We start from the raw sequence: 14101 nt of genomic DNA, 5'->3' as shown, positions 1-14101 counted from the left end.
TTACTGCTCTATCTACTACAATTCTGCTTTTAAGCATTCAAGTATTACTCTTGTAAAATTTTTAACAACTCTTGCGGAGGCACATAACCTCCCAACAATTCACCACTAGGCAAAATGATACTCGGTGTGCCGCGCACACCATATTGTAAACCTAATTGGTAATGTTTGCTGACGATATTCGGCGTTTTCATTTTGGTCGGCAAATGACCTTTTTCAGCTTTATTCAACGCATATGCCGGATCTTTATCGGTCCAAATACTTTCCATTTGTTGTGCCGCTTGGCTGGATAATCCGCCTCTTGGAAAAGCTAAATAACGTACGGTAATACCCAAATCATTATATTGTTTCAACTGTTCGTGCAGAATATGGCAATAATGGCAGGTAATATCCATAAATACCGTAACCACATATTTTTCTTTTTTTGCCGGATAAACAATCATCTCATTTTTTAAATTTTCTACTTGTGCTGCCAATAATTTATTGGAAAAATTAATTGCACCGTCATCCGTTAATTGATACAAATTGCCTTGCAATACATATTTGCCATCTTCAGAAACATATAAAATGCCTTGATCGGTAACTGCCGCTTTCAAGCCGTTTAATGGTGAATCTTGAACCTCCACTTTTTCAACGCCTAATTTCTTTAATTGCGCAATAATTTTGGCGTTATCGGCGAAAGCTGTAGTCGCCATAGAAAGTGCCAACAATGCTAATAGCTGTTTTTTCATAATTTATCCTTTTATATATTGTTTTACGGGCGCAAAACTTTTACGGTGTTCAGGCAAAATACCATATTTTGCCAAATTTTCTAGGTGCAAGGCTGTCGGATAGCCTTTATGTCGATCAAAACCATATTCTGGGTATCTTTGATGTAACTCGATCATCTCTTGATCTCGGGCCACTTTCGCCAAAATCGAGGCTGCACTAATCTCTGCAACTAAGCTATCACCTTTCACCACAGCCTGTGCTGCAATCCCCAAATTTTTTGGAATACGATTACCATCAATTAAGACAAAATCTGGCTGAATATGTAATCCTTGCACTGCACGGCACATCGCCAACATTGTCGCTTGTAAAATATTAAGCTGATCAATCTCTGTGGCTTCCGCTCTGCCCAAACTCCACGCTAGCGCTTTTTCTTTTATCTCTTCGGCAAGCAACAGACGTTTTTTTTCGGACAATTTTTTAGAATCAGCTAAACCGGTTATCGGCCTTTCCGGATCTAAAATCACTGCTGCTGTTACCACCGCACCGACTAATGGGCCTCGACCGACCTCATCCACGCCGGCAATTAGTTTTGCATTCGGATAGACAAAATCGGTCATACTTCAACATTTCCTTCTAAAATATCGCTTACTGCTTCTGCCGCTAATTTATCCGCATCCTGTTGGATAGCGCGATGCAAATCGGTAAATGTTTGCCGTAATTCAGCACGGTAACGGCGATCCTGTTCATTTTCAGAAAAGTAGATTGCCAATTTTTCTGCCAATAATGTCGGCTCGCATTGTTCTTGAACCATCTCCGGCACCAACATCTTATTCGCTAAAATATTCGGCAACGAAATATAATCGGTTTTGACTAATCGTTTCGCTAACCAATAGGTGCTGCCTTTCATTTTATAACCAACCACCATCGGTGATTTACACAACATTGCTTCCAATGCTGCCGTACCGGATGCCAATAATGTCGCCTCTGCCGCAATCATCGACTGTTTAGCCTGTCCATCCAATAAAATCATTTCCAGATCCGGTGCCGTCTGCTGCAAAATTTGCTCAAACTGTTGACGACGTTTCTCGTTCGCCAACGGCACTAATAATTTAATATCCGGATATTGTTGTTTAAGCAAAAGCGCAGTTTTGATAAAGGTTTCTGCCAAAAAGGCAACTTCATTATGACGGCTGCCGACCAAAATCGCTAAATAACGTTGCTGCGGATCAATTTGTAAAAATTGACAAGCTTCCAATCGATCAGGTTTCAATGGCAAAGCATCGGCGAGAGTATGCCCGATAAAACGGCACGGCACCTGATGTTTATCATAAAATGCCTTTTCAAACGGCATAAAAACCAACATCATATTTACTGCCTTTGCAATTTTATGAATTCTATTTTGTCGCCACGCCCAAACTGACGGACTGACATAATGCAAGGTTTTAATGCCGTTCTGTTTAAGTTTTAATTCAACATCAATATTAAAATCCGGCGCATCAATCCCGATAAAAACATCCGGTTTTAGCTTTAATAATTGTTCAATCAGTGAGCGACGTATTTTTAACAAGCGGGGTAAATGTTTTACCACTTCCATTAACCCCATAACGCTCAACTCTTCCATATCAAAAAGCGACTCAAAGCCTTGCTGTTGCATTTTAGTACCGCCGATACCGATGAATTTCGCTTGCGGATAACGGATTTTTAAGGCTTGAATCAATCCTGCGCCTAATGTATCGCCGGATGCCTCTCCAGCAACAATCGCAATCGTAGGCGCATCATTCGCACTAAGCGGAAGATCCTGCATTCTCTTTCTCCTTGCTCAACAAGTTTTGCTGTTTCAACCTTTTAATTTATAGAAAACAGATAAAACATTCTCTATAAATTCCTTGATCTGGAAGGAGTTACACTGCTCCCAAATTAAATACATTCTGCCGCCATAAATAGTGAAATTATGGCTGCTAACAAGTTTTGATAAATAAACCGCACTTTATTGGTGTATAAAGTACGGTTTAAATTTAATTAATAATATAAATGCAACAATTAACGAATAATGCCGCGTGTCGAACGTTTAAAGAAATCAATAAAGAAACTGATTGAAGACTCGGTTGCTGCAATCTGCTCAATTTCCGGCATAATCTCTTCCAACGTTTTATCACTACGATAGATCAATTTATAAACACTACGAATCACGTGTAGTGTCGGTTTATCGAAACCACGACGTTTTAAGCCCTCAATATTGATACCGAATGGGCGTGCGTGATTTCCTTGTGCCATCACATACGGCGGCACATCCTGACTCACCATTGAACCACCGCCCAACATTACGTGTGCACCAACAATAACAAACTGATGGATAGCGGACATTCCACCGACAATGACGAAATCATCCAATTGAACGTGTCCTGCCAAGGTCGCGTTATTCGCCAAAATACAGTTATTTTTAATTTGGCAATCGTGTGCAATATGCGCATTCACCATAAAGAGATTATTATCGCCAATTTTGGTGATTCCACCGCCCTGCACTGTGCCTCGATGGATGGTAACGTGCTCGCGAATACGATTATTATTGCCGATAACCGTTTCTGTCACTTCACCGGCATATTTCAAATCCTGATTAATTTCACCAATAGTCGCAAATTGGAAGATATGGTTGTTTTCACCGATTTTCGTTTTGCCTTTTACTACAATGTGTGAATTTAATACCGTATTCGCGCCGATTTCGACTGTTTTTTCAACAATACAAAACGGGCCGATCACCACGTTTTCGGCGATCACCGCACCCTCTTCGACAATGGCTGTCGGATGAATCTTGGCACTTGGATGGATCATATTACACTCCTCGTCTGGCACACATTAAATCAGCTTCGCACACTAATTGCCCATCAATTGTCGCTACACCTTTAAAACGCATTACACCACGTCTTTCACGTTCAAACTCAATCGTTAGTAACAATTGATCACCCGGGAATACCGGTTTTTTAAAACGCGCATTATCAATCGCGGCAAAATAATAAAGCTCATTTTCAGAAAGCTGTGTGGTTTTAAATGCCAACACACCGGCTGCCTGTGCTAATGCCTCAAGGATCAACACGCCCGGAAAAATCGGTTTTTGTGGGAAATGACCGGTAAAACAAGGCTCATTAACGCTTACATTTTTGATCGCTTTAATCCATTTGCCTTCTTCAAAATCCAACACACGATCAACCAACAAAAATGGGTAACGGTGTGGCAAAAGCTGCATAATTTCATCAATATCGACTATTCGTGGTTCTCGTTCGGTTGTCACTGTAGTTGCCCCTTAAAAATAGAGTTAATTGTTGCTGTTTTTAATTTGTTTTTCCAACGCTTTCAAGCGTTTATTCATATCGTTAATGCCCAATGTTAAAGCTGCAGTCTTACGCCACTCCTTATTGGTTTGTAACGGAATACCTGAAGAATAGACTCCCGGCTCGGTGATTGGACGCATCACCATTCCCATACCGGTAATGGTCACACCATCACAGATTTCCATATGACCATTAATAACACTTGCACCGCCGATCAGGCAATAACGCCCAACGTGCAGACTGCCTGCCATAATTACACCGCCGGCAACTGCTGTTCCGGTACCGATATGGACGTTATGTGCAATTTGGCAAAGGTTATCAATAATGACATTATCTTCAATTACGGTGGAATCCAATGCACCACGATCAATACAGGTGCAAGCACCGATTTCAACACGGTTGCCGATAATCACACTGCCGGTTTGCGGAATTTTAATCCATTTACCGCGTTCATTCGCATAACCGAATCCATCACTACCAATAACTGCTGAGGATTGAATCAAGCAATCTTCGCCAATCTCAACATTGTGATAAACCGATACATTTGCCCATAATTTTGTTCTTGCACCGATTTTGGCATTTTTACCAATAAAACATCCGGCACCGATACAAACATCATCACCAATAACAACGCCATCTTCAATGACGGCATTCGCTCCGATGCTGACATTTTTTCCTAATAGGGCACTTGCAGAGATCACTGCGCTTTGCGCAATATCGGCAGCAGGTTTCGGTGTGGTATCCATTAACTGTGCTACAATTGCATAAGCAACATAAGGATCTTTCACCACGATCACATTTTGATGGTCAGCGCAATAAGGCAAATCCGCTTCACTAACTAGCAACGCGCCGGCTTGGCTTTGTGCAAGTAGTGGGCGAAACTTAGGATTAGAAATAAAGGTTAATTGTTGCGAAGTCGCACGTTCCAACGGTGCAATACTTTCAACGAAAATATCGGCGTTACCCTTAAGAGTACCGCCGACTTTTTCCGCCAACTCACTTAGACGGTATTGTTGCATAATTCCAGCTATTCCTTATTTTTTCGCTGGTTGTGCTGCTGGAACAAGTTTATCCATCACATCTTTAGTAATGTTTTTGCCATCAACTGCAAAAGCCACCGCATTAGCATCAATTACGAAAGTATATTTTTTCTCTTTTGCAACTTCATTAACCACTTTTAGGATAGACTCTACAACTTTATTCTCTTCTTCTGAACGACGTTGGTTGATTTTTTGTTGTAATTCATTGGCTTCTTTATCATAGTCAGCACGTAATTTATTGATTTCATCTTCACGTTTTTTGATGTCTGCTTGACGTAGATTTTTACCGTCTTTTTGTAATTTTTGGATTTTATCTACAATTGCTTGTTCTTTTGCACGTAACTGTTCAACAGGTGCTTTAAATTCTTCATCCAATTTTTTCAATGCAGCTTGACGCTCTGGTGCATTTTGGGAGATATAAGCAAAATTGATAAATGCAATATTTTCTTCTGCATTTGCTACTGAAGCAAATAATGCACTGCTTGCTAATGCTAAAGTTAATCCTGCAACTTTTAAAGATTTTTTCATAAAAACTCCTAGAGTATATTTATTAATTAAATTGGGTTGTATTAGAGAACTTATTTATAAATAAGTTCTCATAAATTTTTTAGAATGTACCACCAATACTAAATTGGAACTGTTCTACATCATCACCTTCATATTTTTTGATTGGTTTCGCATACGAGAATACCAATGGTCCAATTGGTGATTGCCATTGGAATGAAATCCCTGCAGATGCTCTTACCCGACTCGGATCACTGTAATCTGGTAAATTATATTTTGTAGAGAATGATTTATCCCAATGTGTATTCCAAACGCTTGCGGCATCAACAAAGAATGATGTTCTTACTGTTGTTTGATTTTTATCACTCACAAATGGTGTCGGCACAATCAATTCAATACTGGTAGTTGCCATTGCATTACCACCAATAACATCGGTACTTTGTCCATTCACATAACACTCAAATTCGTTATGGATTGTGCCATCTAAACATCCACTAGGTGCGTTATTAGTAAGATAAAACGCATTTGGACCTACCGCGCCATAAGAGAAACCACGCAATGAACCAATTCCGCCAGCAGTATAGTATTGATAGAACGGTAATTTTTTACCACCAAATCCATTTGCATAATTGAACCCTGCTTTACCAGAAAGTACCCAAGTTTCTGCACGATTTAATGGATAATAGCCCACAATATTTGCATTCAATTTATAATATTTATTATCTGAACCTGGGATACTAATACGTCCACCGATATTAGCTTTAATCCCTTGTGTTGGGAAGAAACCACGATTTAAACTGTTATATCCCCAACCTAAGCTGAAATCGAAATCATGGTTAGAAAACTCCCACTCTTTTGCTTCAATTGATTCTAAATAAAGTGCACGGTTATATTCAGGCTCAATATCTTTCAATTTATTATGTGCATAACCTAATCCCACATAATAAGAGTTATTTTCATCTACTGGGAAACCTAAAGTTGTATCAATACCATATGAGGTTTTAGAGTAAGAAGCTTGGTTATTATTCTTTGAGTTATCGTATGTTTCATAATAAACATTACCACCAAGACTCACGCCATCTTTAGTAAAATACGGTTCGTTATAACCTAACGCGATACTCATCCCATAGTCATTACGTGTTCCAGATAAGCTTGCTGACGCTCCAGTTCCTAAGAAGTTATCTTGTTTTACACTTGCGTTATAACTCAAACCACTTTCTGTACCGTAACCAATACCGAAGTTAATACTTCCGGTATTGCGCTCTTTTACTTTATAGATAACATCCATTTGGTCATTAGTGCCTTTCACCATTTCCGTAGAACTATCCACAGTTTCAAAGAAACCTGTACGTTCTAAGCGTAATTTACCTTGTTGAATAGCAGATAAAGAATACAATGCACCTTCTTGTTGACGCATTTCTTGACGTAATGTTTTATCTGCACTCGCATCATTACCTTTGAATAAGATGTTACGTACGTAATAACGGCGTCCTGCATCCACCACATAAGTTAAATTCACTTTATGTTTTTCTTCATTAAATTCAGGCACTAAGCTCACTTGTGGTGCAGCATAACTATTGTCACCTAAGATAGTTTTAATGCCATCTTCAACATCTTTCGCATTATCACCATTAAACAATTCACCCACATAAATTTTCTTCAATAATGGTTCCATTTGTGGCATTAATCCCGCTGTATCCCCTACAATACGAACGCCACTTACGGTGTATTGTTCACCTTCAGAAACATCAATGGTAATTGCAATATCTTTTTTATCATCACTGACTTTCGTTTTTACATCAGTAATATTAAATTTTGGATACCCTTTATTTAGATAAAAAGTCTTAATCGCTTGTAGATCATTTTGGAATTTTTGTTGATCTAATTTACTACTTGCAAAGAAATTCCACCAAGAAACATCCGGCTGAACTTCCATTTGATCTAATAATGTATCTTTATCGAATGCTTTATTGCCTGAAAAATTAATCTCTTTCACTAATGCACGATCGCCTTCAGTGATATTTAATTTCACATTAGCTTGGTTGCTTGCAACTTGATCAATATCGAAATTAACTTTGGCATTATAAAAACCAATAGAGTGATAATAATTTTCTAATTCAGTTTTAAATGCATCTAACTTTTCACGATTAAGTAAGCTGCCTGCTTTGATATCATTCGCATTAAGGTTATCTTGCAAGGCATCTTTTGGAATCGAATCATTTCCAGAAAACTCTAAGCTATTAATCACAGCTCTTTCCGCAATATGAAGAACTAAAGTATTTCCTTCTCGAGAAGCTTGAACATTAGAAAAGGAACCATTCAGATATAATGCTCGAACAAGATTAGAGATATCTTGATCGGTAATAGTTTGCCCAACTTTGACGGGTAAACGCGCCATAATTGCACTTCTATTCCCTTCTGAAACACCATCTAAGCGAATATCTTTCACAACAAATGGTGCAGCAAACGTTGCGGTACTGCTAAATAATAAACTAGTTAATAAAAGTTTCTTCATATTGTTCAATCCTGTTGTTTTTTCAATAACAGTAAAAGTGAAATTTACTGCCATATTATAAACGCATTATATCATTAAATAACACAAAAACCGTAAGCCATAATAGTAATGCAACCCCAATGCGGTATGCAATATTCTGTATTTTTTCCGACACCGGCCGTTTAGTGATGCCTTCTATCAATAAAAACACCATCTGACCGCCATCTAAAACCGGCAATGGAAACAGATTCATCATCCCTAAATTCACACTGATCAATGCCATAAAACGTAAGAAATAGGTGAAGCCATTTTCCGATGATATACCCGCTCCTTGCGCAATGGAAATTGGACCACCCAAGCTGTTTAGACCAACCTCACCGGTAAAAAGTTTTCCAATAATTTTCAATGTCGCCCACGACAACTGTTCTACCATTTGCCACGAATGTGAAAATGCGGAAAGCGGATCATACTGCTGAGTTTCGATATATTTTGCATCAACTTGATGTACTGTCGGCATTACACCGATATAAGGCTTTCCTTTTTCGTTTAATTCAGGTTGAATTTTAACTGTTTGTGCTTGGCCATTTCTTTGAATTGTCAATTCAAAAGGCTGTAATTTATGTTTTTGAATTTCCTCAACAAATTGACGCCAATTCACTTTCTGTTCATTAATTGCCACTATCTGATCACCAACTTTCAAGCCACTTTTTTGTGCCGGTGAATTTTCTGATATTTTCGCAATCACATTTTCAATTTTTGTTGCTTTCGGCTCAATTCCCAATGCCGACATTGCCGACTGTTCACTTGGATCAAAATGCCAATTCGCCAAATTCAACGTCTTATTCACCACATTATCCGATGCGGTATCTTGCAATGAAATAGTTATCGAAGGCTCTCCCATTTTCGCTGCCAACACCAGATTCACATCTTCCCAGTTATGAATAAGCTGCTGATCAATGGCAGTAATTTGATAATTGGTTGGCAATTTTGCCTGTGCTGCAATAGAGTCAGGTCGAATATTATCAATAATCGGTCGCAAGGTAGGAATGCCGAGCAGATATACGATCCAAAAAGCGAACAGTGCAAATAAAAAATTCGCTAATGGTCCAGCGGCATAAATCAGCAGGCGATTACGTACAGGTTGATAATTAAATGCCTTTTGACGCAATTCCGGTGCAACAGTTTCATTGCGCTCATCCAACATTTTGACATAGCCACCGAGAGGAATAAGAGAAATAGCAAACTCAGTACCATATTTATCCGTCTTGCGCCACAACACTTTACCGAAACCGATGGAAAAACGCTGCACCATTACACCACAACACCTAGCCACCCAAAAGTGTCCAAACTCGTGTACAAACACAAGAATGGCAATAACAACAATAAACGATAACGTTGTCCACAAAAACGATGGCATAACAATCCTTAATTTAAAACAAAGAAAAAGGCACTGAATACCGGCAATGCGGCAGTCAAGCTGTCAATACGATCCATAATTCCACCGTGTCCCGGAATTAATTGGCTGCTGTCTTTAATACCGCAATGACGTTTAAACATACTCTCACTCAAATCACCAAGAATAGAAACAAACACGGTTAGCACCGACAAGGCAATTAATTGAAAGAATGAAAGATTGCTTTGCTGATAAAACGGTGCAATGCTTAAGAAAATACAAGCCACCACTGCTGACAACAATACACCGCCAATCGCACCTTGCCAGGTTTTACCCGGAGAAACTTTCGGTGCTAATTTATGTTTACCGAATTTTCTACCGGCAAAATAGGCACCGGTATCCGCCGCCCAAACCAATAAAAATACATAAAGCAACAATACAATGCCTTGATACGGATTACTGTTGTAATGATAAAAACGTAATGCCATCAAACTCAAAAAGAAAGGAGCGAGCGTAAAAAAGGCAAATAACAGCTGTGCAATGCTTGAATTTCCCCAAACTGCGGTACTTTTCGGATAACTCAATACTAAACAAAAAGCGATAATCCACCAAACTAATGAAGAAACAATCAATAATTCAGACACATTGTTCAGAATGTTGCCGCCGGAAATATAATCACTATTGGCATAAAGGAACAAATAAAGAAATGCCGCTGCAATCGTAGTAATAATTAGGCGCACAAGCGGCTGTTTAATCTTGGCGAACTGCGTCCACTCCCACACAGCCAAAGTCACCAACAATGCCACGGTGCAAGCAAACAGCAATGGAGGAAAGACAAATAATACAATGAAAACAATGCCAACTAATACCAATGCTGACAAAATTCGAGCTTTTAACAAAATAGACTCCTATGATCCTTTTGAAAGGGCCCCGAACCGGCGCTCCCGTTGTTGATAAAAATATAATGCCTGTTCAAATTCCTGCTCGGAGAAATCCGGCCATAAAACCTCTGTAAAATAGAATTCGGCATAAGCCGCCTGCCATAACAGAAAATTACTGATGCGTTGTTCACCGCTGGTTCGAATCAAAAGATCGACCATCGGTTGATCGGCTGTTGTTAGATAACGCGAAAACAGAGCTTCATCCACATTTTCCAACTCAAGATTGTTGGTCCGAACATCACGGCACATCTGTTTTGCTGCCTGTAAAATATCCCATCTGCCGCCATAATTAGCCGCAATATTTAGTGTTAATTGGGTATTATTTTGTGTGAGCTGTTGCGCGTGATGAATTCGTTTTTGCAGCCCTTCACTGAAACGGGAAATATCACCAAGAATATTCAAACGGATATTATTCTTGTGCAATTTATTCACTTCCAGATCAAGCATTCTGATAAAAAGATCCATTAGTGCATTCACTTCGTTCTCAGGACGTTGCCAATTTTCGCTACTGAATGCATAAAGTGTTAAATATTTGATACCGGTTTGTGCCGCATAATAAACCGCACGTCTGACTGCTTGCGCACCATTGCGATGCCCAAAAACGCGCAATTTACCTTTCTGTTTTGCCCAACGACCGTTACCATCCATAATGATAGCAACGTGCTGGGGAATATTTTCCGGATCTAACGACATTTTTCACCAAATAGACTAATTAAAATCGAGCGACAATATACCACGCGAACTATAGATTAAAAACTTAAAATACGATCATTGGCAATTTCTCTGGCGATTTTATCAACAGCCAACACATCATCTACTGACTTAATTGCCTGTGAAGGAATTTTTTCGACAACAAATCGATTGATCTCGGCAATTTGAGTGAATTTAAGTCTTTGTTGTAAAAATGCCGCAACCGCAATCTCATTCGCCGCATTCATTGCTGTTGTTGCATATTGCCCGGCAGCAAATGCCTCAATTGCCAACTTCAAATTAGGATAACGCTGAAAATCCGGCTCGATAAAGGTTAATTCAGCAATTTTGGTAAAATCTAACGGCGCTACGCCGGAAACAATCCGTTTCGGGTAAGACATTGTTTCGGCAATAGGTGTCCGCATATCCGGATTGCCCATTTGCGCAATGACACTGCCATCAATATAACGCACCATTGAATGAATAATTGACTGCGGGTGAATAATAATTTCCATCTGCTCCGCACTCGCATTAAATAACCAACGTGCTTCAATATATTCCAACCCTTTATTCATCATTGTAGCGGAATCCACCGAAATTTTTGCACCCATCGACCAATTAGGATGTGCAATAGCTTGCGCCGGAGTAATAGTTTCAAACTCATCCAACGGTTTCGTTCTGAATGGCCCGCCGGAACCGGTTAGCACAATTTTACTGATACCTAAGCGTTGTAATTCACAAAAACCGATATTTTGTTGTGCTTCCACTGGTAATGATTGAAATATCGCATTATGTTCACTGTCCACCGGCAATAATGTCGCACCATATTGTTTTACTGCATTGAGAAAAACCTGCCCGCAAGTGACCAAAGATTCTTTATTTGCCAACAAAATACGTTTGCCGGCTTTAATTGCCGACAAAGTCGGTAATAATCCTGCCGCACCGACAATCGCCGCCATTACCATATCTGCTTTTTCGTGTGCTGCCAATTCACAAATCGCCTCTTCGCCGGCCAGCACTTCTGTCGCACAACCTTGTCGTTTTAATTTTTCTGCCACCTGTTTAGCGGCATCGTGGTTTGCTAATGCCACAAAGAGCGGTTCAAATTCCAAGCATTGTTCTGTAATCAGCTCAACATTACTATTGGCTACTAACGCAAAAACCTGATAATCCTTATTTTGTTTAATGACAGAAAGTGTACTTTTCCCGATTGAGCCGGTAGAACCTAAGATAACGATATTTTTCATAATGTTATGATTGATCTGTTAATAGACGTATTTCAATATTCACTATTGGATAAGCGCTGTAATATTAATCTTATTACCCAAGTTTAGGAACGATCCACGATTTACCGCACCTGGAAACAGCGGTAATAAAAAATAACTGGTACGAAAATTCGCACCAGTTACTTCACATTATCATTAGAAATCCATTAATTCTTTTTCTTTTTCCGCTAAAGCTTCATCAACTTTCTTCACATAAAGATCAGTTAATTTCTGGATTTCATCCTGTGCTTTGCGTTCATCATTTTCACTGATTTCTTTTTCTTTTAATAATGCTTTGATTTTATCATTGGCATCACGACGAATGTTACGTACAGCAACACGGCCTTGTTCCGCTTCGGCACGAACAATTTTAGTCAGATCGCGGCGACGTTCTTCTGTCAATGGTGGCAACGGAACGCGAATGACAGTACCTGCAGATGCCGGATTTAATCCCAAATCTGATGCCATAATCGCTTTTTCTACAGCAGAAATAAGACTACGGTCAAATACAGTGATAGCAAGTGTACGTGCATCTTCAGCCACCACATTTGCGACCTGACGCAACGGTGTCGCAGCACCATAGTATTCAACGTGAATACCATCCAATAAACTTGGATGAGCACGTCCGGTACGAATTTTTGAAATTTGATTTTTTAACGCTTCAACACTTTTTTCCATACGTTGTTGCGCTTCATCTTTAATTGTTTTAATCACACTATGTTCCTTTTATTTTGAATGGAATGACAATTTCTGATGTTTTAATTTACAAAACAATCCATAAGGTTTCATCACCTTATGGATTTTGTGCAAATCTGATCAAGTTTTACTCTTTCAATCCTATTCCGCCAGATAGCGGTTACCAAATTAGAGGATTGTCTGAATTGTAACGAATGCAAAACGATTTTTAAATCTATTTTTTGTCTGTAATCAATGTACCTTCCGGTTCACCAAGAATCACACGACGTAATGCGCCCGGTTTATTCATATTAAATACACGAATTGGCATTCCGTGATCACGTGCCAATGTAAACGCAGCTAAATCCATCACTTTTAACTCTTTTTCCAACACTTCCTGATAAGTCAATGTAGAATAAAGTTTGGCATTCGGATTAGTCGCCGGATCGCAATCATAAACACCATCTACTTTAGTCGCTTTTAACACCACATCCGCCTCAATTTCAATACCACGAAGGCAAGCAGCAGAATCAGTGGTAAAGAATGGATTTCCTGTTCCTGCTGAAAAAATAACAACCTGTCCTTGTCTTAACAAACGAATTGCTTGTGCCCAACTATAAGTATCGCACACACCGTTTAATGGAAACGCCGACATTAATTTTGCATTGACATCGGCACGATGTAAGGAATCACGCATCGCCAAACCGTTCATTACTGTTGCCAACATCCCCATATGGTCGCCAACAACACGGTTCATTCCCGCTTTCGCCAATTTTGCACCGCGGAATAAATTACCACCGCCTAATACAACCGCCACCTGTACACCCAGTTCAAGTAAATCTTTGATCTCCTTCGCCATACGATCAAGAATGGAAGGATCAATGCCGAAGCCCTCATCTCCTTGCAAAGCTTCACCACTTAATTTAAGCAAAATACGGTTATAAATTGGTTTTAATTGACTCATTGTGCTTTCCTTTTTTGTTTCCAAATAAATTATTTATTACTCTTTCAATATCATTACAACTTCAAAAGTACTGAATAATTTACTTATAAAAAAAGCGAGTT

General features: G+C 39.3%; 14 protein-coding genes. All 14 read right to left on the bottom strand.

The features are described from left to right. Positions 1-44 precede the first annotated feature (44 nt). Entirely contained in the window at positions 45-728 is a 684-nt protein-coding gene (dsbC, locus tag A3EO_RS0101095) for a bifunctional protein-disulfide isomerase/oxidoreductase DsbC (protein ID WP_018345624.1), read from the bottom strand. A gap of 3 nt (positions 729-731) precedes the next feature. Next, positions 732-1325 carry a ribonuclease HII gene (rnhB, locus tag A3EO_RS0101090; RefSeq protein WP_018345623.1) on the bottom strand — a complete coding sequence of 198 codons (594 nt, stop codon included), beginning with the start codon at positions 1323-1325 and terminating at the stop codon, positions 732-734. Next, the gene (lpxB, locus tag A3EO_RS0101085; RefSeq protein WP_018345622.1) at positions 1322-2512 is read right to left on the bottom strand and encodes a lipid-A-disaccharide synthase; all 1191 of its coding nucleotides are present in this window, start codon (positions 2510-2512) and stop codon (positions 1322-1324) included. The genes rnhB and lpxB overlap by 4 nt, the downstream gene beginning before the upstream one ends. Positions 2513-2748: 236 nt before the next feature. Further along, entirely contained in the window at positions 2749-3537 is a 789-nt protein-coding gene (lpxA, locus tag A3EO_RS0101080) for an acyl-ACP--UDP-N-acetylglucosamine O-acyltransferase (protein ID WP_013746661.1), read from the bottom strand. Position 3538: 1 nt separating this feature from the next. Then, positions 3539-3994 (bottom strand): 3-hydroxyacyl-ACP dehydratase FabZ, encoded by a 456-nt coding sequence (gene fabZ / locus A3EO_RS0101075; protein WP_013746660.1) that lies wholly within the window; start codon positions 3992-3994, stop codon positions 3539-3541. Between the two features lie 24 nt (positions 3995-4018). After that, positions 4019-5053 carry a UDP-3-O-(3-hydroxymyristoyl)glucosamine N-acyltransferase gene (gene lpxD, locus A3EO_RS0101070; protein ID WP_018345621.1) on the bottom strand — a complete coding sequence of 345 codons (1035 nt, stop codon included), beginning with the start codon at positions 5051-5053 and terminating at the stop codon, positions 4019-4021. A 15-nt stretch (positions 5054-5068) separates the two neighbouring features. Next, positions 5069-5602, bottom strand: coding sequence for an OmpH/Skp family outer membrane protein (locus A3EO_RS0101065; protein ID WP_018345620.1), 534 nt, complete (start codon positions 5600-5602; stop codon positions 5069-5071). Positions 5603-5681: 79 nt separating this feature from the next. Next, a complete protein-coding gene (gene bamA / locus A3EO_RS0101060) occupies positions 5682-8093 on the bottom strand; it encodes an outer membrane protein assembly factor BamA (RefSeq protein ID WP_018345619.1) in 2412 nt (803 codons plus the stop codon). A gap of 55 nt (positions 8094-8148) precedes the next feature. After that, the gene (gene rseP, locus A3EO_RS0101055) at positions 8149-9489 is read right to left on the bottom strand and encodes a sigma E protease regulator RseP (protein ID WP_018345618.1); all 1341 of its coding nucleotides are present in this window, start codon (positions 9487-9489) and stop codon (positions 8149-8151) included. A gap of 8 nt (positions 9490-9497) precedes the next feature. Next, the gene (locus A3EO_RS0101050; protein ID WP_018345617.1) at positions 9498-10364 is read right to left on the bottom strand and encodes a CDP-archaeol synthase; all 867 of its coding nucleotides are present in this window, start codon (positions 10362-10364) and stop codon (positions 9498-9500) included. 9 nt (positions 10365-10373) lie between these two features. After that, complete coding sequence (gene uppS / locus A3EO_RS0101045) at positions 10374-11099, bottom strand: polyprenyl diphosphate synthase (RefSeq protein WP_018345616.1); 726 nt, start codon at positions 11097-11099, stop codon at positions 10374-10376. Positions 11100-11155: 56 nt separating this feature from the next. After that, positions 11156-12343, bottom strand: coding sequence for a 1-deoxy-D-xylulose-5-phosphate reductoisomerase (gene ispC / locus A3EO_RS0101040; protein ID WP_018345615.1), 1188 nt, complete (start codon positions 12341-12343; stop codon positions 11156-11158). A gap of 174 nt (positions 12344-12517) precedes the next feature. Continuing rightward, positions 12518-13075, bottom strand: coding sequence for a ribosome recycling factor (frr, locus tag A3EO_RS0101035; protein WP_013746652.1), 558 nt, complete (start codon positions 13073-13075; stop codon positions 12518-12520). Between the two features lie 196 nt (positions 13076-13271). Then, entirely contained in the window at positions 13272-14000 is a 729-nt protein-coding gene (gene pyrH / locus A3EO_RS0101030; RefSeq protein WP_013746651.1) for a UMP kinase, read from the bottom strand. Between the last annotated feature and the right edge of the window lie 101 nt (positions 14001-14101).

Origin of the sequence: Gallibacterium anatis DSM 16844 = F 149 (genome assembly GCF_000379785.1) — a bacterium.
In the GTDB taxonomy this organism is placed as follows: Bacteria; Pseudomonadota; Gammaproteobacteria; order Enterobacterales; family Pasteurellaceae; genus Gallibacterium; species Gallibacterium anatis.
This window is presented reverse-complemented; position numbering and strand designations above follow the sequence as displayed.